Origin of the sequence: Tateyamaria sp. Alg231-49 (assembly GCF_900143535.1) — a bacterium.
Classification (GTDB): Bacteria; Pseudomonadota; Alphaproteobacteria; order Rhodobacterales; family Rhodobacteraceae; genus Tateyamaria.
This window is the reverse complement of sequence record NZ_FRFA01000021.1, coordinates 25,851-50,273: the sequence shown is the minus strand read 5'-3', so window position 1 is coordinate 50,273 and position 24,423 is coordinate 25,851. Positions and strand designations below refer to the sequence as shown.

The window sequence follows — 24,423 nt, the reverse complement described above, 5'->3', positions numbered from 1 at the left end:
AGGGGGTCGGGTCTTGTCAGACCAATTCGTACCAGTCTCAGCTCTCCGTCAAATGTGTGAACATGTTCGGAGCAATGTGAACGCCACCCTGCAAGCGCGGCAAGTCGTGTCAGCTTGAAGGAGCTGGCAGCATGGCCGACAATTTCATCAACCCCATCTTGTTGCGTCGAGGTGTGAATGCCCGATGCCCCAAGCCAGAGCTAAATGAGACGGTGTGACGCTGTTTAAAAAGTCTGTGCGATTGCCTACAAGCACAGTCAGATTGGCTTGTTTGTACCAAGCTTCTAAATTCCAGTGCATGAAACAAAGACAGTAGGGCATCCGATGGAAAACGTGAGCTTGATAGCCGCTCTGAAAAACTGGCGTTGGACAAGCCTTCTGGTTTTGCTGCTCGGGGCCATGTTCTTGTCCGCGACCTCTGATAGCAGCGTTCATAGCGACATCATCACTATTTCGGCTTTTACGCTCGTTTTCGTCGGAACCCTTCGGGCGGCGATCTTGCTGCCGCTGCTTAAAAATGTCGGGCTTGGTCTCGTCGCTTTATGGCTACTGCTTGGAGTGGCCGGGGTTCTTGATCCTTCCAACAACTTTGGGCCAGTGTTCATGCTCGTAACCGCATGCATATTGCTCGGCTGCCTTATGGTGACGTTGTCCGAATTGGCACACAACAAACAGGCCGGCCTTGATCCGATAATGGGAGCCGTCTTTGGCTACATCCTAATAGGCGTGAGCTGGTCGCTTCTTTACGTACAGATCGAATTAGGGGCCCCCGGCTCTTTCAACTCTCCGTCTGATCACAAAACATCGTCAGAATTCATTTATTTTAGTTTGGTTACCCTGACATCTCTCGGGTACGGAGACATCACCCCAGCGGCTCCGGTCTCTCGGTTGTTGGCTGGCCTTCAGGCGGCTACTGGCACGATCTACATAGCCGTGTTCATCGGGAGAGTGGTCGCAAGGTTCAAAGACTGAGGGCGGCTGGTGCTGTTTCGGCGGCAAACATGGGGGCGAACAGGCTGGACCAATGCCGAACAGTTTCGCGGCTGATTTTGATACTGCGTTCATGCAGAAAATCCTCAACGTCGCGCAGCAGAAGTACATCACCACACCACGGCGTACACACTCAAAACTGGTTCTAAATTCACGAATTGGGGGCGTTTCCTCATCCTGAAATGTCAGGTGAACGCCCTGCCCGCCTCAAGCAGATATGGCAGGCAATGCACCATCTGCTCTTCAAGCGACCGACTTTGACGCAGGACTTTCCTTCTGAAAAGTGGATTGCCAAGGCACTCTTCGCTATCAATGCGAAGGTATTCCCTTGTGGCCTGTGAAGTAAAAGGTGCAATGCTAAGAATTGGTTATTCGTCATAGGACTAATAAATGCCGAAATGGGTGAAACTTTCCGCGATCTGGGTCACTGGGGTGATCGGTGTATTTCTGTTCCTCGGTTGGCTGGCGCTCGCCTCGCCGTTCCTATCTCAGCCTAGAGGGGACTTTGCCGCACGTTATCTCAGCAAGGAACTGGGTCAGGACATTGAGATTCAGGGCGGGCTGCGGATCGCATTGGGCTCGGTACTGCGCGTGGCAGTTGCCGAAGTCACCTTGCCCAGCGCCACCATGACCGATGTAAACTTGGTCCAAATCGACCGCCTTGAGTTTGGATTGGCGATATCGGACCTGCTGGACCGGCGTATCAACGTTCTTGAGCCCTTGGTGGACGGCCTTCGCGCAACGCTTCTGACGGACGAGGATGGCACGACCTCCTGGGCTGCCAACGATAGCAGTCCAAAGGCTGCCGCAGCGCCCACGAACACCGAGACACGACAGGACCCGCTCGAATTTCTGGCTGAGCGAAAGATCACTGCTACAAATTCCAGCCTGACTTACCGCAGTGCACAAAACGGGCTCGACCTCGATCTCGTCCTGTCTACGCTGGAGATCAGCCGCGCGGACACCTCAGCCCCCCTCGTTGTGAATGGTGATGGAGCATTGAACGGTGAGGCTCTGACTCTGACGGCTGAGCTGCCGCCAGATCAACCGTTTCAGATTGAAGCTGCATTCGACCAAATGTCCGTCCTCATTAACGGCCAGCCGGACAGCGCGGGCTATGCAAATGGGTTGTCCGCGAACCTTTCGCTCGAAATTGCCGAACTGGGACAGTTGCTGGATGCACTCAAACTGCAAAAAACTGTCGCTGGCACCGGCTCTATCACCGCAGCTTTTGAAGCTTCCGCCGGAACGGCTCGCATCGACGATCTGGTGGTCGACATTGATCTGGACACCGGACAAAGTTTTCTGGTCGAGGGGGATATCGGCGTTCTCGGCGATCCTTCAGACGTCAGCATTGACACACTCATCCGGCTCTACCCCGAAGATCAGGAACCAGAGCCAACCACCACGCGGCGAAACCTAAAACTGATCAGTGTAGACATGAGCCTTGCTGCGCAACCCGACGGGGTGCCTCAAAGGAGCATGGTGATCGAAACCAACGGCTTCGTTCTCGACACCAGCGGCGTTGGCCCTCCGCCCATTGCCGTTTCCGGCGTCTCACGTACTCAGGACGGCCTTGTGCGGCTTGGCAATGTGGTGCTTCGGATCGGTCCGCCTGACGCGCCAATCCTAGTGGTCGAAGGCGCGGTCGAGGATGCGCTGCGACTGGAAGGCGCCGATTTTGATGCAGACATCACTTTACCAGCCGCGGCACTGTTCGGCGCGGAACTGTTCCAGGACTCCGATGGGTTGGGCAGGATTACTGGTGAATTCCGGCTCAGTGGAAATGCACAAGTTCTTGGGATTTCCGATTTGAACGCCTCCTCGCAAGATACCGACCTTTGGCATCTCGACGTCACAGGTTCGGTCCGCAATGCGCTGAATTTCGGCGATGTCGCGCTGAATGTCGTCGCCGATGTTCCGTCGACTGCGGATCTGCTCGAGACCCTTGGGCTTGCACGGGTCGAGGCCGGGCCGCTGGAGTTTGACGCCAACCTAATCAGCGAAGGCACGCAGTGGGACGCAAACGTGCGTATGGGCGTATCGACGTCTGAGCTTGAGATTCAAGGCTCTTTAGATGCCGAAGACTCGTCTTCGATTGTGAAGGGGTCGATAGAAAGCGATCTGATCCAGATCGACGAATTGCGTGACGTGATATCCGCAGCAGTAGAACTGGCGAGGTTCGACAATGTGGGGCAGACGCCAACGACCGAACCCAACTCAGCCGACGAGGTCGAGATACAGCCACTTGTCCTGAACCAGGAAACCGAAACCAACGAAAATACGGACGAACCGCCTAATCAGCTCCGCGACGTCACCCTGTTACCTCTGGGCCGGGCGCTGTTGTTGTCGGGTATGGACCTCGATGTTGGGATTGACCTGCGCAAAATCGAAGGTGCGCATGGCACAACCAGTCTTGTTACCGACCTTGAATTGACAGGCAAAAAGGCACGACTGGGCCCCGTGAAACTCGAATATGGCGGTGGCCATATTGAAGTCAGTGCGGCGATGGATCTGGACGAAACACCCGACAGGATAGAGTTCTCCGGCTCCACCGGAGGATGGGATTTTGGCAAAATCATGCAAGCGATCAACTTCAAGAAACGCGCCAGTGGAACCCTGAACGCCAGTTTCGACGTCTCGGGCAGCCCATCCTCGACCGAGGATTTTCTAAGCTCGCTCGAAGGATCCGCAACCCTTTCAATGCACAATGGCAGCATCGACACGCAGTTGTTGGACTTGGCAGGGCTGGGCGTCGTCCCGTGGCTGTTTTCCAAATCACCGGGTCCAACGGCATCCATCGTATGTGTGAATGCGCCGTTCCACATCTCCGGCGGCAGCATCTCGACCAAACAGGCTGTCATAGAGACTGATCAAGTGCAGATTGTTGTGTTGGGCAATGTAGATGTCAAAAATCAAACCCTCGATGTCGTTGGCCAACCTCGCCGTATTGGCAAGCCACTGGCGCGCAGCCCTTGGCCGTTTACGCTGTCCGGGTCGTTGAAGAAACCCAAAGTCAAAGTGAAGGATGGTCCTCGCAAGTTGCGCCGATCAGACGGTGCATCGACGATGCCAGACCGACGCAAGATATGCGTGCCAGATATCTTACAGCTTCAATGAACGACGTTTTTGCGGTGACGTGCTGAGACGCGCCCCGCGAAAGGCTTATGGTGCCGCCCCGGAGCGTCATTACTCCACATTGTTTATTTAAATTCCATAAGTTAGCGGATCGCGAATGACATACCCGAGAGCAATCCTATTCGATTTGGACGGCACGCTGATCCACAGCGCACCCGATTTGCATGCAGCCGCGAATGTGATGCTTGGAGCGATGGGCAGAGACACGCTGGGGCCTTATGGCCAAAGAAAGCCTTGGCCGCGAAGACCTGGACCGCCTCGATATCACCTATCTGGCCGAAGACGCATCCGCCTACGATGCGGCCGAAGGGTTTATCCTGATGGGCAGTGCCGTATGGACCGAGCAGCGACAAATACTTCTTGAGGCCTCGCTGATCAGAAATCCGCGCCCTGTTATCGTCGGCAATCCCGACATCGTGGCGCCCCGCGAAGACGGGTTTTCGACTGAACCCGGCAGCTATGCGCATCGATTGGGCGATGCCACAGGTGTAGAACCTCACTTTTTTGGCAAACCTTTCCAGAGCATTTTTGATCTGGCATTTGCAAGATTAGGCGACTTCGACCCCAATCGCACTGTTATGGTTGGCGACAGTCTGCACACCGATATTCTTGGCGGGCAGGCAGCCGGCATTAAACCTGCTTTGATCTCCGGATACGGGTTCTTTGCTGGTCATGAAGTCGAAGGCCCGATCAAAATGTCTGGAATTTGTCCGGACTACATCCTCGACAGGCCTTAGCTACAGTTTTGCTTGTTCTTACACAGTGAGACTTCAAGAAGCTGGTGGCTCAAGAACCCTTGCGAAAGGTCGCTGTTTGATCTCCACTTTATACACCATGGCTTTTGGTCAGACGTTACACATGGAATAATGTTCCAACAAAATAGGCGATTGCGGCTGCTCCGCCACCAATCAAAAGAGTTTCAAACCCAGACCTCCACCAATGGTTCAATGACCAATGGCTCTTTAGCGCACCAATGCCAAAGAAGGTTATGAGCGTCATTGCCACTGAAAGCGCCAAAGCGTCCTCCAATCCCAACAGAAACGGGAAAAGTGGAACAACGCCAGCAGCCAAAAATGCCATGAATGTGGTAATCGCAGATTTCATGGGATGCGGATCCACCCCACCCAATCCGTACTCGCCCTCCATCATGAGTGAAATCCAGTTTTCGCGGTCTTGGGTTATGGCGTCTGTAGCTTGAGAGAGTACTTTGCCAGACAGCCCTTTTTGATACAAAATTTCACGTACCTCACGTTTTTCACCATCGGGATGCTCGTCGATGTGACGCTCTTCGATTGCGCGAATGCGACGCATGTTTTCGAGCTCCGCCTTGGTGCCAGAATAGTTTGCCGCAGCCATCGAAAATCCATCCGCGAGAACATTGGCTACACCAAGGGCAACGATAACAAAGGGCGACAGACCCGCGCCGGAAACACCCGCAACAATTGCAAATGTCGTGACTGCGCCGTCAATTGCTCCATAAATGGCGTCGCGCAGAACTCCTCTGCCGGGCGGCGACCCAATACGCTCAGCTATTTCTTTGGCCGAATGTCCATGATCAGGAATTTTGTTTGCGCTCCTTTATTCGCTGAAACGATTTATTAAACCTAACCGTTTCGTTGCTGATGTCACGACCACTTTCGTGCAAAAGACCTTCTGGGTTTCTCAGTTACAGAGGCACTTGCACATAGATCATGGCCACCAAATTGATGACATCAGGACTGGTTGTAGAGTACCGAAAAAGAGTGGTTTTGTCATCACGGCAGGCTGCTAAACCGCCCTGCCCGGCTCAAGCCGGTTTTTTCTGACAATGCGAGTGGCTGCTCTGAGCAAAAAGTGCCTGATGGCGTGATTTATTCGAATGTCGGCTTCACACGACGTTTTCCTCGGTACCCCTTTTGGAAAATGTCTTTTCTACTGATCCGCAGGCACCCAATCAGGTAGCGGAACGCCACCGGTATAATGGTTCTCGGCAGGGTTTTCACGGAAAAGAACGTATAGATCGGTCGGGTCTGAGTTGAGTTCCTTTTGCAGGAGCGTCGCAATCGCATCGGTTAAAGCCTTCTTGCGCCCGGCGTCGCGACCCGGGCGTAGGTCAACTGTAACCAGTGGGAGGCCATCGCCCAAAATGCCAAAGACCTCGCGCACACCGACGTAGTCTTATTTGACTTCCTTGGGCGCAAGCGTATCGATAACGGCTTGTTTAACGCCTTCGCGAATTCTCTTCTTGGACTCTTGCGGTGTGCCTTCTGGTACTTCTATGCGGATAACCGGCATGAATTTTCCTTTATGCTATGGCAATGCGATAGCCAGTACGCGGAAAATGTACGCAGACAGTTCCCACCTCGTCGCTCGTGCGCACGATCGCAATGGTTTCAGCATCTGCGTAGCGCACTTTGCCTTCGACGGGTTGCTCGCCACCTTCAACATCAGGGCTGACCGATACCAAAGTATCGACTTGAAGATCCTGTGGATCGTGAGGGGCTACACCAATTTCTGACGCGGGTTCGGTATTCTTTGCGCGACCAATTGCGTCTTGCGCGCGCATCGCCTGTGATGCCCCATGCCCAAGTGTGCGGACATTTTCTTCCCACCGTATCAGATCAGGAAATTCGGATAGCATCTCGGGGCCACCGGCCCACCGCCCACGAATAAACCAAATGAGATGGTACATTTGGGCATCGATAACCGCAGGATCAGAGCCGAGCAAGAACGAGCGCCCGTCGCTCAACTGTGAATTCATCCAAGACAGAGGCGCACGCATCTGTGCGACAAGATGTGGAAGCTGTTCATTGGCGCGTTTAAGGCCTTCGGCCCAATCTTTGCCAATGTATAAACGTCCTCGGTCCTCGGCAAACTCACTTGGCAGATTATCACCGGCTGATCCAAGAACGATTTTCACCGCAAGCGAGAACAGATCACCATCGGTGTAACGGCTGAGACACCACATCAAGCCGGCCTCAGAGGTTGGCATGAACGTCGGCGTAGGGTGACGACGCTCAAGCTCGCGAAGAATGCATTGGCTGTCGCAGTAGATATCCGCCCCGATTTGCATGACCGGGGTACGTCGGTAGCCGCCAGTAAGCGCTGTCAGCATTGGCTTCGGCGGCAGCCGCGGTATTTCGACATCGCGCCAGGTCAGCTGCTTGATACCAAAGGCCACACGCACTTTTTCCGCCACGGGGGATTGCGGATAGTTGTGCAAAATAATCTCGGTCGTTGGGTCGGGCATGCCGTCTGTCTCTTTTCTGTTTGCGATCTGACCTAGAACGCTAATGAAACTCTTGAGGTCACAAAACCCCAATAATCGCGGTTGCTGGGAAATGCCCAATGGGCAGATATCAAGATTGGCTCTGTCGAATTGGCTGAGGTTGTGACCCGTCGCCTTTACCTCTCGGTTTGCAGATTTTTGGTAGCGTGAACAGAAAGTGTAGAGTTGAGCGCATGATCCGCTGCAAGCGTGGCGGCTTAATCGAAAGTTCTTGAAACCGACCTCAATTGCTTGCGGAATTGCCTACTTGCGCGATTTCAAAATTATTCTTGTCGCGGGTTCACCTCGGCGGGTTTGGCGAACACGTTCGTGCTCGCCATTTGCTTTGGGCCGCTAAACTTGTGGCATGGTGGCGCTACCAGCTCAGGTAAACAAGGATCATTCGGCCGCTCAATTCAGTGTATGCATCACAGTAGCAAACGGCGAAGCGACGAGAAGAACTGCTCATGCAGAGACCCTTGGGAAACGCAGCCCAAGTTTTCAGCACTTGCCACCGTCCAAATTTGACTTACCCTACCTCTGGGCATAAGGATGCCGGTTGTCCTGCCGCCGGGTTGAGGAGCCCTGGGAGGAAAAAACAACGGTAAACCTCGGTCTGAACTATTAGGCGTGGTCGATTTCTCTAAATTTTTGGCTGCGTCAGATTCCTAGGGAGGGAACATGAAAGATACAGTTAACCGCAGAAACTTTCTGCGCGGTTCCGCTGTGGCCGGTGCCGCAGCTTTGGCGACGCCCGCGATTGCGGACGGTCATGGAACAACACTCAAAATGCAGGCAGCCTGGGGCGGCGGCATTTTCCTCGAGAACGCACAATCCTTTGCGGCTCGCGTAAACGAAATGTCGGGCGGCTCTCTGACAATCGAAGTGCTTTCGGTCGACGCCGTTGTGAAAACCAGCCAGATGCAAGACGCGGTACACCGCGGCGTTCTGGACGCGGCACACTACGTTCCGGCGTATTGGTACGGCAAATCAAAAGCGGCTTCGCTCTTCGGCACAGGCCCTTGCTTTGGTTGGTCTAGCCAGGAAGTTCTGGGATGGGTCCACGCAGGTGGCGGTCAGGAACTCTTTGACGAGCTGATGGATACACTGCGTCTCAACGTCGTGTCCTTCTTCAACTCGCCAATGCCTGCTCAGCCTCTGGGCTGGTTCCAAGAGCAGATCACAGACGCTTCGCAAATGGACGGCCTCAAGTACCGTACCGTTGGTCTGGCTGCTGACGTTCTGCTCGAAATGGGTATGTCGGTTGTTCAGCTTCCGGGCGGCGAAATCCAGCCTGCGATGAAATCAGGTCTGATTGACGCGGCTGAATTCAACAACCCCACTTCTGACCGCGACTTTGGTATGCAGGACGTGTCCAAGCACTACCACCTCGCGTCTTACCACCAGAGCCAGGAGTTCTTTGAGGTCACGATCAACAAAGACAAGTTCAACGCACTGTCGGATGAGCATAAAGCGATCATCAAGAACGCGTCGATGGCTGAAAATTCCGGCTTCTACTGGGGCAACACCAAGCGCTATTCAGACGACCTGCTGAAGCTGCAGGAATCTGACGGCGTGAACGTATACCGGACGCCGGATTCGGTGATGGCCGCACAGCTTGAAGCATGGGACAAAGTCACAGCGCGTATCGCAGAGGACGACCCGTTCTTTGCCAAGGTGATGGAATCGCAGAAAGCGTATGCGAAGGATGTGATGAACTATCTCAACCTGAACCAGCCTGACTATAAACTGGCCTACAACCACTACTTCGGTTGATTTCAGTACAAGACTGAGATGTCCGGGCACCGTTTCGGTGTCCGGACATCTTGTCCGCGGGTTACACAGTAAGCCCAGCGGATCTGTGGGGAGAAGCAAAAAGATGAGATTTGTTCACGCGATCGAGGGCCTCAGCCTTTGGACGGGGCGGGCTTTTGGATGGTGCATTCTGATCCTGACGCTGTCGGTGTCTTACGAGGTCTTTGTGCGCTACGTGCTGAATTCGCCGACCGTCTGGGCGTTTGACATGATGATCCAGATGTATGGCGCGTTGTTCCTTATGTGCGGAGCGTACGCACTGGCGCAGGACACGCATGTAAGGGCCGACGTCGTCTATCGCCTGTTTCCGGTCCGGGTGCAGGCAGCCTTGGATTTCCTGCTCTACTTTCTGTTCTTCTTTCCCGGCATCATCGCACTGGTCTGGTACGGTTATGAAATCGCCTCGGACAGTTGGCGCTACAAGGAAGTCAGCTTTAACAGCCCCGCCTCAATCCAAATCTACTTCTTCAAGTCTCTTATCCCTCTGGCAGGCGGTCTGCTTGTGATACAGGGCATCGCCGAGCTGGTGCGATGTGTGATGGCCATTCGCACCGGTGTTTGGCCTGAACGTTTGGCTGATGTGAAAGAAACAGAGGATCTGCTGAGCGAAGCCGATCTTGAGGCGATCGAAGCCATATCTCCGAATAATCGATAAGCCGCTTAGCGCTTCAAGAAAGACAAAAAAGATGACAAATCCCGAAGTCGCCCTGCTGATGCTTGCGCTCTTTATCGTCCTCGTCCTGCTGGGTTTCCCAATTGCCTTTACATTGCTGGCGATGGGTGTCGCCTTTGGCTACTACGCCTACCATCAGGGCGGCTCGATCGAGAGCTTTAGTGATATATTCAACAACAACATCTTCTATCTGCTGAACCAGAACACTTATTCGGTGATGGAGAACCCGATACTTGTCGCGATCCCGCTGTTCCTGTTCATGGGCTACGTGGTGGAGCGCGCCAATATCGTAGATAAGTTGTTCTTCTCGCTCTACATGGCAGCGCGAAATTTGCCCGGCAGCCTTGCCATTGCCGCACTGGTGACCTGCGCCGTTTTCTCAACTGCATCCGGCATCGTTGGAGCGGTTGTCACGCTGATGGGATTGTTGGCCTTTCCCGCGATGGCCAAGGCTGATTACAACAAGAGCTTCGCCTCTGGTGTCATTTGTGCGGGCGGTACGCTGGGCATTCTGATTCCGCCTTCTATCATGCTGATCGTCTATGCCGCGATTGCGGACCTGTCTCCGCTGCGCCTTTATGCTGCGGCCCTTTTTCCAGGCATGCTGCTTGCGGGCCTCTACATCGTCTACGTGATTTTTCGGGTCTGGTTGACGCCGTCGCTGGCCCCCAAGCCCACGATTGAGAACCCTCCGCCCCCGCGGGAGATTTATTGGGACCTACTCGTCAGCTTCGTACCGTTGACCGTCCTGATCGCGCTTGTTCTTGGATCCATCTTGGGCGGCTTGGCGACGCCGGCAGAGGCCGCTGCCATGGGTGCCCTTGGGGGGATGGTTCTGGCGGTGCTCTATCGTTCCATGACTTGGACCAAACTAAAGGAAAGCGTGTTCCTGACGGCAAAAGCCACAGCAATGGTCTGCTGGTTGTTTGTCGGGTCGTGGACGTTTGCGTCCGTATTTTCCTATCTCGGTGGCCATGACATCATCGCCCATTGGGTGGGCGGCATGGACCTTGAGCCGTGGGAATTCTTGATCCTCGCGCAAATCATTATCTTCCTGTTGGGCTGGCCGCTGGAGTGGTCGGAAATCCTGATCATCTTCGTGCCGATCTTCTTGCCTCTGCTCGAAGTCTTCGGCGTGAACCCCTATTTCTTTGCGATGCTCGTTGCGCTGAACCTGCAAACTTCTTTCCTGACTCCGCCCATGGCCATGTCGGCCTATTACCTAAAGGGCGTACTGAAAAAGCAAATCGAGTTGATGGAAATCTTCCGCGGGATCATGCCGTACTTGGGCATCGTGATTTTCACGATGGTGCTCATGTACCAATTCCCAGGCATCGCGTTGTGGTTCCCTGACTACCTCTTTGGGCCCTACATCCCGTGATCAAGGATGCCTACACTCTTTCGGCAACAGAGGCCCTTGCCGCAATGGCGGCAGGGCGACTGACATCTGTGGCATTGGTCCAATCGTGCCTTGATCGGATCAATGCTACAGACGATGCCATAAAAGCTTGGGCGTTTCTGGATCCGGACGCGGCACTGGCACAAGCTGCCGAATGCGACCGGTTGCGCAAAGCAGGAATGGCGTTGGGGGCTTTGCATGGCATTCCGGTTGGTCTGAAGGACATCATTGACACAGCCAAAATGCCGACGCAGCGCGGAACTCCGATCTTTTCAGGTCGCGAGACCAAGCATGTGGCCCGGTTGGTCGAACATCTGCGCGAAGCGGGCGCGGTCATCATGGGCAAAACAGTCACGACTGAATTAGCCTTCGTCCATGCAAATGAAACCCGCAATCCGCACAATCCGGACCACAGCCCGGGCGGATCCTCTAGCGGATCTGCGGCGGCAGTCGCGGCGTGCCATGTGCCGTTGGCCGTCGGCACACAGACAAATGGGTCGGTGATCCGACCAGCGTCGTTTTGCGGCACGTTCGGGTTCAAACCCACACGTGGAGTGATCTCACGCACAGGGCTGTTGCAAACCTCTGTATCTCTGGATCAGGTGGGTTGCTTTGGCCGCACTTTGGCGGACACAGCACTGCTAACTGACGCCATTAGCGGTTATGACCAACATGACCCAGCCAGTTTTGCTCGACCTCGTCCGGATATGTTGGCAGGGGCGGGGGCAGACGTGCCTGTGCCACCTGACCTTGCGTGGTTCGATCTACCGTTTAACGACAGGCTTTCAGAAGATGCGCGCACAGGGCTTGATGCCGTTCTGGATATTCTGGGGCCGCAGGTAACACCTATGCAGCCCGCCGACACATTGTCGAACCTTGTCGCGGTGCAAGCACGCATCCACGAATACGAAATCTGTTTGCATCAGGCCGAGGTGTTCGATCAACACTGGGACCAGATAAGCGAGACGCTGAAACCGGTCATCACTCGTGGCCGCCAAATCACCCAAACCGAATACGAGGACGCGCTTGCCGTCAAAGCATCTGCGGAGGCTTTCTTTGCGGATTTCTTTGTCGAGTTTGATGCGATCATAGCGCCCTCGGCAGCAGGTGAAGCACCCCTGTTTGGCAGTGGCACCGGCGATCCGATATTCTGTACACTGTGGACGTTGGCTGGTTTGCCGTGCGTCACGCTGCCCCTGCTTGTGGGTGAAACAGATTTGCCCATCGGGGTACAGCTGATCGGACCGGCGGAAAAAGACGACCGGTTGCTGCGCACCGCGCGCTGGTTGCAGACCGAACTGGCCCAAGCGGCTGACGCATAGAGAGGACATAGCATGTCATACACCGTGAAACTGATTGTCGGGCTGATTGGAACGGCGTTCCTGTGCATCTTCATTGGAGGATTGTCGCAAAGTATCTCGAGTGGCTTTGCTGGGTTCTACGGAGGTTTGCCGTTCATGATCATCGCCATCGTAGTCTGCGGCATGGCGATCTATGATTTCTGGGATGAATGCGTGCGCAAAAAATGACCCGTAAACGCCTATGGATCACCCGCCGGCTTTCGGACGCCACACTAGAGCGTGCAGCGCGCGACTATGACGTGGTCATCAACCACGAAGATACTCCTGGCACAGCAGACGAATTGATTGCAGCCAGCGCCGATTTCGATGCCATCATTCCATGCCATTCCGAACATTTCAGCGCAGATGTGGTGGCGCAGTTTTCAGATCGGCTGCGGATCGTGGCCAACCACTCTGTCGGTGTCGATCACTGCGATCTACCGGCGCTCAAGACACGTGGCATCGCGGTAACGAACACGCCAGATGTTCTGTCAGATGCTACGGCGGAACTCGCGATGCTCTTGATGCTGGGCGCGGCCCGGCACGCAGTGGCCGGTGATCGGATCGTGCGCACCGGTGCGTGGGATAGCTGGTCGCCTGCATTTATGGTCGGCAAGCAAGTTACCGGCGCGCGGCTTGGTATCATCGGGATGGGCCGTGTGGGCCGCGCGTTCGCTGCAAAAGCGCGCGGCTTTGACATGGAAATCCACTACTACAACCGCACCGAACTGCCCGCTGATCAGGCACAAGGCGCGACCTACCACGGCAGTGTCGAAAGCCTGTTGAGCGTCGCGGATTTCCTTTCATTGCATTGCCCGGCCACACCCGAAACGACAAATCTGATGAACTCGGAACGTTTTTCCCTGCTGCCCCAAGGCGCAGTGATGGTGAACACCGCACGCGGAGCGCTGGTGGACGAAACCGCGCTGTTGGAAACCCTGACACGGAAACACCTCGCTGCTGCGGGCCTTGACTGTTTTCAAGTCGAGCCGGGTGGCAACCCCGCATTTTCGGAGCATGACAACATCTTTATGCTGCCCCATATCGGAAGCGCCACGCGTTCGACGCGTGACGCCATGGGGTTTCGCGCGCTTGACAACGTGGATGCTTTCTTTGCTGGGAAAACGCCCGGCGATCTACTTTAGCCTTCAAAGGGACTCTCACGATGACAAAAATTGCTTTCTTGGGCCTTGGAGTGATGGGTCATCCGATGGCAGGCCACTTACAGGCCGCAGGGCACGACGTGACCGTCTACAATCGTACAGCGGCCAAGGCCGACGCCTGGGTCGAACAGCATGGTGGGAAAAGCGCGCTGACCCCTGCAAGAGCCGCCAAAGGGGCCGAACTGATCATGGCCTGTGTGGGCAATGATGACGATTTGCGCAGCGTTTGCCTTGGCGATGAAGGCGCCTTTGCCGGTATGGATGGCGGAAGCCTCTTTGTCGACCACACGACCGTGTCATCCAAAGTCACGCATGAACTCTATGCATCGGCCAAGTCGCATGGGTTTGGCTTCGTCGACGCACCGGTGTCGGGGGGGCAGGCCGGTGCTGAAAACGGGCAACTGTCAATCATGTGCGGCGGAGACCAGACAGATTATGATCAGGCTGAACCGGTAATGAATGTCTATGCCAAGCTGTGCCGACGCATCGGTGACAGTGGCGCAGGCCAATTGACCAAAATGGCCAACCAGATTGCCATTGCAGGTCTGGTGCAGGGCCTGTCCGAGGCGCTTCACTTTGCAACGCGCGCCGGGCTTGATGGGCGCGACGTCGTCGAAGTGATCAGCCAGGGTGCTGCGGGATCGTGGCAGATGGCAAACCGCTATGAAACGATGCTTGACGATCACTTTGACCACGGGTTCGCGGTCGACTGGATGCGAAAGGATCTAGGCATTTGCCTTGATACCGCAGATGAGAACGGTGCCAGTCTGCCGGTCACGGCACTGGTTGATCAGTTTTATAAGGATGTCCAAAAACTGGGCGGCGGTCGCTGGGATACGTCATCTCTTTACAAACGTTTGCAATCCACTTGAGGACGTTTGGACGACAACACCAAAATGCTTGCAGCGCGCCAATTTGAACCGGTCTCAGTTTGCCACGGATTGCGTGAATTTACCCGGAACAAAGCTGGCGCCACTCCGACAGAGCAGCGCTTCGGTTCAATTTGAATTTGTCGCGTGAATAGGCCCAATAAGAGGTAACACGAGGGGCGCTCTGATCACGACCAACCGGGCATCGATCAGACGTTTTGCAAAGGGCTATCAGGGCTGGACATTGAATCGGAAGTGTTCGGGTGTCGTACACCGCCAACCTACTCGCCGTCCCCCCTGCCCGTCACAATCGAACTTCGTCGACCATCACCACCGCAGGACTACGGCCAGTTTTTGATCTCTGGCTGTGTCAGGTCGCCTGCGGGCGTGAAACCCATAACGGAGCCATAAAACACAAGTTCTTGTTCCAGTGCAGCGACTATGTTCTTGCGCATTTTAAAGCCATGGCTTTCTCCGGCAAAGAAGGTCCACGAAACGGGCAACCCCGCCGTCAAAAGCGCATCGATCATAACCTGGGCTTGATCGGGCGGCACGACCGGATCGTCTAAGCCCTGAAAGATGATCATAGGACATTTGATGTCTTGCACATGAAAGAGCGGGGAGCGCTCCTTGAAAACCTTGTTGGCACGCGGCCACGGCCCAACAAGCATCTCCGCATAATGCGCCTCAAGCTTATCAGTGTCGGTGGCTATCATCTCTAGATTGGATATCCCGTAATAGCTCGCGGCAGCCGTCAAAAGATCGGTGAAGGTCGCAAGTGCAAGCGTCGTATAGCCACCTGAACTGCCACCGCGGCTAGCGATCCGGTAGCGATCCGCACGACCTTGATCGATCAGGTACTGGGCGGCGGCAACGCAGTCTTGTGTGTCCACGACGCCCCATGCTCCATACATCTTTTGCCGGTAGGCACGCCCAAAGCCTGTGCTGCCCCGGTAGTTCATATCCACCACCGCAAATCCGCGTGAAGTGAAGTACTGAATTTCCAGATTCAGCGATGTTGCCGTCGCCGCTGTTGGTCCCCCATGGACAAAAATCAGCAAGGGTGGTTGATCCTTCGGATCGGCTTGAAATGCGGGATTACAGGGCGGGTAGAAGAACGCATGCGTCGCTTCCTTACAACCATCACCGGTCGGCACGGTGATCTTCTCAGGTCGTGAGACCAAACCACGAATTTCCTTTGAGAAGTCATCGCTGGAGACACGCAATTCGCGCGTTTCGAAAGACTTCAGATCGAGGCGCACAAGCGCGCTGGGTGCATCGGGCCGCCCGCCAACGAAGGCAGCAAAACCATTGCCCACTTGCAGATGCGATATGTCCGAATAAGGCAATTCGAGATCACGCAGGTTGCCCGTTGCAAGGTCAACACGTGCGAGCCGACCTTCCCCCTCAACACTATAGCTCAGCAGCATTTCCGAACGAGAGATAAAGCCATAGCCAGACGTCCCCAAACGCCATAGTGGCTTGGCACACTCTCCTGCAATCTTGGTGACAACTTCCACTTGCCCGTTGCGGTAACGACAAACATTCCAGTAGCGGGTGCCGTCAACCTCGACGCGATCAGATACAAAGTAAAGCGTGCCGTCCGGAGCCCATTTCGGATCCAGAATAGACTCGGAAGAATATCGCAGCGCGTCCTGCAGAACTGGGTTCAGGTCTGTGGCGATCTCGTCTTCAGGCGTTGGATCACCGGCCACTTTCATTATGTCATGCAGCTGACCATTTGCGTCGATGTCGGCGATAAAAAGCCGCGTTCCCTCCCAAGGCATTGAGGGATAATCCCATGTGATCCAACACAGTTTTGACCCATCATCGCTAAGCCTCGGACAGGCGTAAAAATCACCACCTTCAACAAGTGTGACGGGCAACCTCTCGCCCGAAAGATCAATAAGCACGAGACTTTGCTTGTCCTGACCATGCAGCGTTACATCTGACTGTTCGCATATCCAAACGCCGGTGTCCGTGCCTCGCCGGATGACCCCATCGGCGTAACGCGTTCGCACTTGTGGCGTGATTGGGCGCGGTTGCATACCGGGCCTTTGCGAAAAAATGCGTTGGTCTTTGGAGCCTGGAAAGTCTGGTGGTGCAAAGTTGCTGAAGCAGATGTGTCCATCGCCCACCGCGGCCGCAGCGCCTCCGTAGGAGTTGACCAGTGTCCGAACCGAAAAGCCCACAGGTGTGACGTCGGACGCAGGCGAACCTCCTTCGCTACTCATCAGAACCGAGCGACCATTTTCTTCTGGCCGTGCTTCCACCCAGAAGATCGTGTCGCGGTCGATCAGTACCTGTTCAAACCCTCGTGCGCCCGCAGCCACTGCACCTGCCGAGATCGGGGAGTCCCAAGAGCCGTAAGGGGTGTAGATTTGATCTGCCATAGCGCGCTCCGGAAGTTTCTATTTCGGGCATTTGGGCTGTGTCGCGCCGCTTACCTATCCGCTGACTATGACCACGGCACGGCGACGCCGCAAGACCAGAGCTTTTTGGGACCAACACCACGAAGTGATGGACAGCCCTAACCCAAGACGAAAAACCCCGAAATCTCGAAACTTCTGGACAGGATCACATTCGATTACTACCGTCAGTTGACAATTGTTAACCAATTTTGGCAGGCCAATTCCTATGACAAGAGCCCCCTTAAGTGACGCCCTTTTGCGTGAACTTGGCCAATTTCATCTAAAAGACAAATCCCGCGAACTTGGATTGAACCGTCCGGGATCGAATGTACCAGAGACTTGGTTCTTAGGGCCTAAAGCCGAGAACGAGAGTATGATGACAGAGCTCATCACGAAGGCTTTGAAAGGCAATTACTCATTCCGGAGAGATTATGAGCCCGAAGACCCGCCGATTTTCAACCCCGAAGACATTGACCCAAATAATGCCAAAGACAAGAAAAAGGCCGAGGCCTATGTTTGCTCGCGCGAATTATTACATGAACGTTTAGACGAGTTAACGCAGCATTTGCAGGGCTCCATACCTTTGGCGAGCTATCGCAACCAATCGCACATGTATTGGGATATCTCATTACCCGGAGTCGTAGGCTATATCGCCGCGCTGCTTTATAATCAAAACAACGTCGCGGCCGAGGCCTCTCCGGTCACGACCATGCTCGAGATCAAGGTCTGCGACGATCTGTGCCGTATGCTCGGCTACACAATCCCCAAACAGGCTGAAATCAAAGACGGGGCTCTGAAGCCTTGGGGTCACATTACCTGCGACGGATCTGTCGCGAATGCCGAGAGCATCTGGGCCGCGCGCAACGCCAAATACCTGCCCGTCGCTTTGGCTGAAGCCATCCGCATCGAGCCGATCATGGCAAATGCACACAACCTGACCGTCAAGATGCTCGACGGCAAGCGTCGCCGTTTTCTTGACCTCGACAGTTGGCAATTGCTGAACCTGCCGTTGGATGAGGTCATCGGTCTGACCCCGCGCATAACCAAGGCGACAGGGATCACCGCTGATGAGATCACGAACGTACTGGCCAGCTACTCCGTGCAATCAATCGGTTTGGTGGATTTCCATCGCCGCTTTCTGCCTAACACACCGGCGCCTGTCTTGATGGCGCCATCGCCTGCACATTACTCATGGCCCAAGGGACTTGCTCTGGTCGGCTCTGGACGGAATGCGATGCAGCTCATACGCGTGGATTTGGACGCACGCATGTGCATGGTTGATCTGCGCAAGAACCTCGACGCGTGCCTTGCGGCAGGCCAACCGGTCATGGAAGTTGTCGCTGTTATCGGCACCACCGAAGAAAGCGCAGTCGATCCGCTGCACGATATCCTCGAAATTCGCGAAGAGTATCGCCAGCTGGGCATGGAATTTTCAGTGCACGCGGATGCGGCATGGGGCGGGTACTTTGCCTCGATGCTGCATGAACCAGAAGTGTTTGAAGAAGACACCGATGTGGCTGAATTTACGGAGTGCGACAAGGCCGAGGACGATGAGAGTCAAACCTTGCGGGATAATGTCCGTCGTCTGGTCCGCGAGGATATCTTTACCTACGACGGTATCGCGGCCGGTATGCATATGAATGACTATGTGATGCGCCAGTACCGCGCACTTGGCCGTGCCGATACGATCACGGTGGATCCGCACAAGGCTGGTTTTATCCCCTACCCGGCGGGCGCCTTGTGCTACCGCAACGGTGCCATGCGTGATCTGATCGCCTTTACCGCACCAGTTGTCTATCACGGTGGAATGGACCCTACGACAGGTGTCTATGGCATCGAAGGCTCCAAACCAGGCGCGGCGGCAGCGGCTGTTTGGTTATCGCACAGCATAATCCGCACTGACCAGTCGGGCTATGGGCGTCTGCTGGGTCGGTGCATTTTCAATAGCAAAAGGCTTTATGCAGCCCTTTTCGAGCTGGCGGCAGATCATCCAACGGTCACGGTTACCCCACTGCAACGTTTGCCAGCTGAAAAAGCCGGGGGATCGAAATCCGAGATTGAGGAACAGAAACGTATCCTAGCCCGCCGCGTGGCCCCACGTTCCAATGAGCAGCTGCTCAAGATTTTTGAAAGCCGCCCCGAGGTCTTCGAACTCTTCCGAGAAGCAGGCTCCGATCAGAGTATCGTCACCTACGCGCTCAACTTCCGCACCGCAGAAGGTCTGAATACCAGCCTCGATCTGATGAATGAAATGAACGCAGACATCTTTGCCCAACTCAGCCTCCAGTCCTTCAATGGCGGGCATGTTCCGAATGCAGAAATGTTTGTCACCTCTTCGGAGTTCGGCCCCGCCACTTTTGGTCAGGAGTTCGTCGATCACTACGCCGAGCGCTGTGGTGTTGTCCCGGAAGCGGGCAAAAGCCTGTTCTATCTCATTTCGACAACCCAGAACCCCTGGCTGACCGAGACGGTGCACAACCACAAATCGGAAAACGGCAACATGCTGCCCGAAGTGATGAAGGCACTGGCACGCGCTGCTGAAAAAGCGGCAGCAAAAGTAATCAAAAGACACGGACTGAGTATGCCGGGCTGACCCGGCGGGGCTTCAGGAGGAAAGAACATTGGAAAGCAAACACGACCCCAAGGCCACTGAGTACTATAAAAAGTCCAGTCTGAACATGAACAAGCCCAAGTATGTCACAAACATGCCTCACCAGCATGCGCTCATACTTGTCGGCTACGAAACGGTCTATGGCGTCCATATGACCCAGTATCACCATGAAGAACACAAGTATCAGATGATCCTGGAACTCGACTTGCCGGATCATGTGAAAACCCGCTACCAGGAAATCCGAAAGACCTGGCCTGAGATGCCGATCATTCTGTGCAACGACATCGGTGACCCTCTTATGGTGCCGGACCTGGGCGGTGGGACATGCCGCAACTTCGATGCAAATTTTTTCGTGGGCCTGTTCCCTCTTGATTTACTCAAGCCCGAGGAAGAAGAGAGCATGCACTTTTTCCCTTGGTCGGCGGATATCATGAAGCCGGTGATGGACGAAATGTTCAAAGTCATCGTGAAGCGCGTCGTGCTTTTCCGCCCGTTCAATCACCAGGAACTGCTACCGGAATACGCCAACTACATTATCTGGGGTGAAGGGTCTGAGGCGCACATGACGCACTGGCAGACCGCGCATAGAACCAGTGACAAGTATAACGCCCCAGCCTATGGGCCGGACTATGATCACATTATGTCGCTGAAATACGCTCCGGACTGGGTGAACCCATCCCTGCTGCGCGCCGGTATAACCGTCAGTGTACCCTCGATCCGCCTCCGCGTGCCCGGCAAAAAGCGCAAGGTCGAGATCCCGTCGACCCGCCCGTTCCACTACAACAAGAAATTTGAGGTACTCTATCGCGGCATCGGCCAGCCCTACGAAGTCAAAGCCGGCCATACCTTTGTGTTCGGGCCGCAGGTTTCGACCAGCCCTGCAGTCATGCCTGTGCCAGATCCGTCTGACCCAAAAAACGAAAACCCGGAACTGACCCTGTTCATGGCCCCGGCACCCAAAGAATACTGGGCCGAACAGCGCCTGACGACAAATGTGAAGGACGAAACTAACGATGACTGATGCCGACATTGAGACCGGGCACGAAGAGCTCTGGAAACAGGTTTTCGGCGAAGGCCACCCTGTACTTGTCAAAAAACAACGCCGCTTTATCCGGTGGCCCAACGATCCACGATGCAAACTTTGCTATGCGCCATTTGCCGGGTTCGGTGGGTTTATGGTCCGCCTAACTGGTCTGATGCCATCTGATCGCAACCCACATTACTGCAACAAATGTGACGGGTTCCTTCAGGCTTTCCCGGGTGGGGCCGAAGTGGAGATGACCGTACTGATCCTTGATATTCGTGGATCAGTCGATTTGTCGGGGCGCATCTCTCCGAAGGAATACGCCAAAACCGTGAACAAGATGCGCGAAATCACAAGTGCGGTTATAGCTGAAAACAAAGGCTTCATTCTGGAGTTTCAGGGAGATTCCGTAGTTGCCGTTTTCCCGCCGGGATTCACGGGCCAGGATCACGCCGCTAAGGGTATTTCGGCGGCCCGCGGGATCCTGAAGCAGTCCCTTAAGGTTGAAGGCAGTGAAGAAGCCCTCGCGATCGGCGTGGGTGTTCACACCGGCCCCGTCTACATTTGCACGGTCACCGCAGCGGGCGGCAACATGCAAGGCGTCAGTATTTTTGGGCAGGATGTCAATTTCGTTGCACGTTTGGCAGCACACGCCAAAGCGCGCGAAGCGCTGATTAGCCCGTCGACCTATTACGATGCTGAGGGGGCTTTGCCGGAAGATGACGTGGTAGAAATTGAGATGAAGGGTATCGAAAGCGCGTCCCGCGCCGTGCGCCTAACCTGACCCTCCATCAGTGACGATCTGGCGGTGTCGCCAGACCAATTCGACCCTGTCTCAGCTTACTGCGGAATACGTGAACCTGTCTGGAACAAAACTGGCGGCACTCGGCAAGAGCAGCACTTGGGCTGATCACGAAGTTGTCTCGTGATTGAAGATGTCGTTCCTAGTTGAAGTGGTTGTGGACCTAGGAATGGACGGCGGCGAACATCAAGCCAAAGCGGTTCCACCAAAACCGCACCGTTTCGTGGCCAGCGTCGATGCCGCGTTCGTACAGAAGATCTTCGGCGTTTCTAAGCGACAATGGAAACCTCTCGACAGCTTCACCACCAGCCGGATGATCTCCGGGCCGGTGGCAAAGTACCGAGAGGGGGATCGTTTTGTCATCTAGAGAAGCTTCGAGTCTGCCCGGCTCAAGCCGGTTTCTTCTGACAGTGCCCTTCAAAGCGCCGGTATTAATTCGTCGGTTCGGGCGACAAAGATGCCAGATAAGCATACAGGTTGATCGCGTCCTCTTGCTTGCGCACCTTGTAGGTCATTTTGCTGCGACCCTTGTCACCGGTGGCTTCGCGCAAATACGCGGTTGGGTCTTGCACGTAGGCTGCAAACACCTCTTCGGTTACAACGATGTCTGTCATGGTCCCGGCCAATTGGTTGATGTCGGAATAGCGGAACCCGTCCACTGTGCCAAAATTGTTTCCGACGATGCCATAAAGGTTCGGGCCCGTTTTGGCTCTCTTACCGGCAAGGATATCCCCATCCTCGTTCTGGACAACGTGGCAAGAAACGCATTGGCGAAATGCCTTTTCGCCAGCAGCAACATCACCAGATGCCGCGTGACCATCTGCGAATGCTGGCAGGGCCAACGTAGACACGGCCAGAATTGTTAGCGTACGGAACATAGGAATCTCCTTCACTTATGCCTATGGCGATGAACCTAGCGGCTTGAGGATCAAGTCAACAGTAACTTTGACTTGAATTCAACTCCTCGAAGCTTTTGGCTTGTGTGGAAAAGTGTCGACTAAATATTACATTCTGGAGTAGCGGCAACGCCGATCATACATGCATCCGCAACCCCGCTAGCAGTGCTCAGAACAGCCGTTTTATGCAGAAATTCGTGCCAATGGGCAGAACTTCACGAGCTCAGGCGCCACAAACTGTCCAACAGAGTTGACATCGTGAGTGTCAAAGCACACGCTTCCTCGGCGTACACGCGTCTCTGACGCGCCAGAGTTGTTCACTACGTTTGAACGGATCGACGTCATTCATGGCACAAGACGATACATTTGGCATGAACGCAGCTTTCCAAGAGGGCCACGCCGGGATTGAGCCATTGATCGGTCAGGTGATTTCCCTGCACTTCCAGCCGTTGTTGGCAGAGGCGTCAAACCCTGCCCCAGTGATTGCCACCGACGTGTTCTTGCCAAGAACATCGAACGAGATAAGGTGGCAAACAGACGGTGAGCTCGCAGCAAAACTAGAAGCCGACGTAGTCGGGTTTTGTGCTAAGCGTCAAAGGCTGTTGGGCCTGCCATGAAAACGGGCGACGGTAATTTCTGGTCAAGCGGCGCGGTGCCATTGTTCGAGCCTCAGTTCATCAGCAGCATAATCGCGGCAGCGTCCGACATAGCACTTGTGGTATCCGCTGAAGGCACGGTCTTGTCTGTGCTCGTCAACACTCAGGATGACAGCTTTGGCAAGCTGGACCATTAGGAAGGGCGTGCAATCGTTGATTTCCTGACTGAGGAAAGCATCGAAAAGTTTCAGGCGGCACATGGCGCATACTTGTCCGGGACATTGCCCAAGAAGTCTCTCGAACTAACCCATCGGGAAAATGCGACTTGCCAATACCTGGTTCGTTATACGGTCCACCGGTTTGGCCCAGAAAATGCTGTACTGCTTTTGGGTCGCGATTTACGCCCAACGGTAGAGGCCCAGCAGCAGCTTGTGCGTGCGCAGATTGCCCTTGAACAGGGATATGAGGCGCAACGCGAAATTGAAATCCGTTACCACGCAGTCATGGGCAACGTGGATGATGCTGTTGTGTTTGTTTCTGTTCAGACGGGGCTTATTGAGGACGCAAACAATCATGCTGCGGTCCTGTTGGGTTTGAAAGCCGAGACGCTGCCAGGTGCGACCTTTGCCAGCCTGTTCTCGGACCGCTCTGGTGCGGAACTGATTGAAAGCCTGATGAATGTGGTCCTTTCCGAGGAGCCCGGTTCGATTTCAGTGCGCGCTACTCGCACCCGCCAAATGCTAGAGATTCACCCGGCCGTGTTTCGGGCCGGCGGTCAGCGGGTTTTGATGTGTCGGTTGCTCGGCAGTGACTTAAAGTCTGTAAAGCCTGATACGTCCGCACAACATGCTTCGGCGCTTTTCCGGTCGACGACAGATTCAATCGTTTTCCTTAGCATGCAAGGTAGTGTGCTGTCCGTGAATGACGCGTTTCTTGATCTGGTCGGCGCAGCACATCTGAGTGATGTTGTGGGTGCCTCTCTTGCGGAGTTCATGTCGCGTGGACAGGTCGATATGGGCGTGCTGCTGGGCAATGTGGCCAAGACCGGACAGATACGCGCTTATGCCACCCGACTGATCAATAATTTTGGCGCGCGCGTCCCTGTCGAAGTTTCGGCTGCGCATCTGGAAGATCCTGAAAACCCAGCCATTGCGCTGATCCTGCGTGATGTCAGTCGTCTGGAGACTGTTCGCGAAGTCGAAGGCCCGTCGAATAACCTACCTGAGCCGGGTCGCAATGTGATGGATTTGGTTGGATCAACCTCGCTCAAGGAGATAGTAGGCCAAACCACGGATGTCGTTGAAAAGATGTGTATTGAGACGGCCGTGAACCTCACGCGAAATAATCGATTGGCCGCTGCCAAGATGCTAGGCCTGTCCCGCCAGTCACTTTACGTAAAGCTTCGCAAATTCGGTCTTCTTGACAAGGACGGTTGAGCATTCGCGTCAT

23 protein-coding genes and 1 pseudogene are annotated in these 24,423 nt (G+C 54.8%); 17 read left to right on the top strand and 7 right to left on the bottom strand.

Annotated features, from left to right (window positions below):
* The first annotated feature begins 333 nt into the window (after positions 1–333).
* The 3 genes from DHN60_RS20195 (at position 334) to DHN60_RS20180 (ending at position 4,865) form a co-directional block, all read left to right on the top strand.
* Positions 334–972 (top strand): potassium channel family protein, encoded by a 639-nt coding sequence (locus DHN60_RS20195; protein WP_159089309.1) that lies wholly within the window; start codon positions 334–336, stop codon positions 970–972.
* 408 nt (positions 973–1,380) lie between these two features.
* On the top strand, positions 1,381–4,110 hold the full coding sequence (locus DHN60_RS20190) for an AsmA family protein (RefSeq protein WP_108839119.1): 2,730 nt from the start codon (positions 1,381–1,383) through the stop codon (positions 4,108–4,110).
* 236 nt (positions 4,111–4,346) lie between these two features.
* Entirely contained in the window at positions 4,347–4,865 is a 519-nt protein-coding gene (locus DHN60_RS20180; protein WP_108839118.1) for an HAD-IIA family hydrolase, read from the top strand.
* Between the two features lie 115 nt (positions 4,866–4,980).
* Here the strand turns inward: DHN60_RS20180 and DHN60_RS20175 are convergent, their stop codons facing one another.
* From DHN60_RS20175 to DHN60_RS20160, 4 genes are all read right to left on the bottom strand, one after another.
* The gene (locus DHN60_RS20175; protein ID WP_108839117.1) at positions 4,981–5,691 is read right to left on the bottom strand and encodes a VIT1/CCC1 transporter family protein; all 711 of its coding nucleotides are present in this window, start codon (positions 5,689–5,691) and stop codon (positions 4,981–4,983) included.
* Between the two features lie 348 nt (positions 5,692–6,039).
* Positions 6,040–6,273: a tautomerase family protein gene (locus DHN60_RS20170; RefSeq protein WP_108839116.1), complete on the bottom strand. Its 234-nt coding sequence runs from the start codon at positions 6,271–6,273 to the stop codon at positions 6,040–6,042.
* 12 nt (positions 6,274–6,285) lie between these two features.
* Positions 6,286–6,402 carry a tautomerase family protein gene (locus DHN60_RS20165; RefSeq protein ID WP_108839115.1) on the bottom strand — a complete coding sequence of 39 codons (117 nt, stop codon included), beginning with the start codon at positions 6,400–6,402 and terminating at the stop codon, positions 6,286–6,288.
* A 10-nt stretch (positions 6,403–6,412) separates the two neighbouring features.
* Positions 6,413–7,357 (bottom strand): glutathione S-transferase family protein, encoded by a 945-nt coding sequence (locus tag DHN60_RS20160; RefSeq protein WP_108839114.1) that lies wholly within the window; start codon positions 7,355–7,357, stop codon positions 6,413–6,415.
* 699 nt (positions 7,358–8,056) lie between these two features.
* Here DHN60_RS20160 and DHN60_RS20155 point away from each other — a divergent pair.
* From DHN60_RS20155 to DHN60_RS20125, 7 genes are all read left to right on the top strand, one after another.
* A complete protein-coding gene (locus DHN60_RS20155; RefSeq protein ID WP_108839113.1) occupies positions 8,057–9,151 on the top strand; it encodes a TRAP transporter substrate-binding protein in 1,095 nt (364 codons plus the stop codon).
* Between the two features lie 103 nt (positions 9,152–9,254).
* Positions 9,255–9,845 (top strand): TRAP transporter small permease subunit, encoded by a 591-nt coding sequence (locus DHN60_RS20150; protein ID WP_108839112.1) that lies wholly within the window; start codon positions 9,255–9,257, stop codon positions 9,843–9,845.
* 31 nt (positions 9,846–9,876) lie between these two features.
* Entirely contained in the window at positions 9,877–11,244 is a 1,368-nt protein-coding gene (locus DHN60_RS20145; protein ID WP_108839111.1) for a TRAP transporter large permease subunit, read from the top strand.
* Positions 11,241–12,584, top strand: coding sequence for an amidase (locus DHN60_RS20140; protein ID WP_108839110.1), 1,344 nt, complete (start codon positions 11,241–11,243; stop codon positions 12,582–12,584). The genes DHN60_RS20145 and DHN60_RS20140 overlap by 4 nt, the downstream gene beginning before the upstream one ends.
* Positions 12,585–12,596: 12 nt before the next feature.
* Positions 12,597–12,791, top strand: coding sequence for a hypothetical protein (locus DHN60_RS20135; protein ID WP_108839109.1), 195 nt, complete (start codon positions 12,597–12,599; stop codon positions 12,789–12,791).
* Positions 12,788–13,747, top strand: coding sequence for a D-glycerate dehydrogenase (locus DHN60_RS20130; protein ID WP_108839108.1), 960 nt, complete (start codon positions 12,788–12,790; stop codon positions 13,745–13,747). The genes DHN60_RS20135 and DHN60_RS20130 overlap by 4 nt, the downstream gene beginning before the upstream one ends.
* Positions 13,748–13,767: 20 nt before the next feature.
* Positions 13,768–14,637 carry an NAD(P)-dependent oxidoreductase gene (locus tag DHN60_RS20125; protein WP_108839107.1) on the top strand — a complete coding sequence of 290 codons (870 nt, stop codon included), beginning with the start codon at positions 13,768–13,770 and terminating at the stop codon, positions 14,635–14,637.
* 338 nt (positions 14,638–14,975) lie between these two features.
* Here the strand turns inward: DHN60_RS20125 and DHN60_RS20120 are convergent, their stop codons facing one another.
* Positions 14,976–17,027 (bottom strand): prolyl oligopeptidase family serine peptidase, encoded by a 2,052-nt coding sequence (locus DHN60_RS20120; RefSeq protein WP_108839106.1) that lies wholly within the window; start codon positions 17,025–17,027, stop codon positions 14,976–14,978.
* A 391-nt stretch (positions 17,028–17,418) separates the two neighbouring features.
* Here DHN60_RS20120 and DHN60_RS20115 point away from each other — a divergent pair, with 391 nt between their 5' ends.
* From DHN60_RS20115 to DHN60_RS22865, 4 genes are read left to right on the top strand one after another with little or no spacing between them, the layout of a single operon-like run.
* On the top strand, positions 17,419–19,638 hold the full coding sequence (locus DHN60_RS20115) for a pyridoxal-dependent decarboxylase (protein ID WP_159089308.1): 2,220 nt from the start codon (positions 17,419–17,421) through the stop codon (positions 19,636–19,638).
* A 28-nt stretch (positions 19,639–19,666) separates the two neighbouring features.
* The gene (locus tag DHN60_RS20110; protein ID WP_234423724.1) at positions 19,667–20,677 is read left to right on the top strand and encodes a hypothetical protein; all 1,011 of its coding nucleotides are present in this window, start codon (positions 19,667–19,669) and stop codon (positions 20,675–20,677) included.
* A complete protein-coding gene (locus DHN60_RS20105; protein ID WP_108839103.1) occupies positions 20,670–21,464 on the top strand; it encodes an adenylate/guanylate cyclase domain-containing protein in 795 nt (264 codons plus the stop codon). The genes DHN60_RS20110 and DHN60_RS20105 overlap by 8 nt, the downstream gene beginning before the upstream one ends.
* Before the next feature lie 10 nt (positions 21,465–21,474).
* Complete coding sequence (locus DHN60_RS22865; RefSeq protein WP_255415593.1) at positions 21,475–21,609, top strand: hypothetical protein; 135 nt, start codon at positions 21,475–21,477, stop codon at positions 21,607–21,609.
* A gap of 51 nt (positions 21,610–21,660) precedes the next feature.
* Here the strand turns inward: DHN60_RS22865 and DHN60_RS22735 are convergent.
* Both DHN60_RS22735 and DHN60_RS20095 read right to left on the bottom strand, forming a co-directional pair.
* Positions 21,661–21,771 (bottom strand): annotated as a pseudogene (locus tag DHN60_RS22735) (IS6 family transposase); the annotation flags it as partial.
* A 142-nt stretch (positions 21,772–21,913) separates the two neighbouring features.
* Positions 21,914–22,360 carry a cytochrome c family protein gene (locus DHN60_RS20095; RefSeq protein ID WP_108839102.1) on the bottom strand — a complete coding sequence of 149 codons (447 nt, stop codon included), beginning with the start codon at positions 22,358–22,360 and terminating at the stop codon, positions 21,914–21,916.
* Positions 22,361–22,725: 365 nt separating this feature from the next.
* Between DHN60_RS20095 and DHN60_RS20090 the strand changes: the two genes are divergently transcribed.
* The 3 genes from DHN60_RS20090 to ppsR are packed head-to-tail and all read left to right on the top strand — an operon-like array spanning position 22,726 to position 24,410.
* Positions 22,726–22,995 carry a hypothetical protein gene (locus tag DHN60_RS20090; protein ID WP_108839101.1) on the top strand — a complete coding sequence of 90 codons (270 nt, stop codon included), beginning with the start codon at positions 22,726–22,728 and terminating at the stop codon, positions 22,993–22,995.
* Positions 22,992–23,171 (top strand): hypothetical protein, encoded by a 180-nt coding sequence (locus DHN60_RS22730; protein WP_234423723.1) that lies wholly within the window; start codon positions 22,992–22,994, stop codon positions 23,169–23,171. Before DHN60_RS20090 ends, DHN60_RS22730 begins: the two co-directional genes overlap by 4 nt.
* A gap of 12 nt (positions 23,172–23,183) precedes the next feature.
* The gene (gene ppsR, locus DHN60_RS20085) at positions 23,184–24,410 is read left to right on the top strand and encodes a transcriptional regulator PpsR (protein ID WP_255415594.1); all 1,227 of its coding nucleotides are present in this window, start codon (positions 23,184–23,186) and stop codon (positions 24,408–24,410) included.
* The last annotated feature ends 13 nt before the right edge of the window (positions 24,411–24,423 follow it).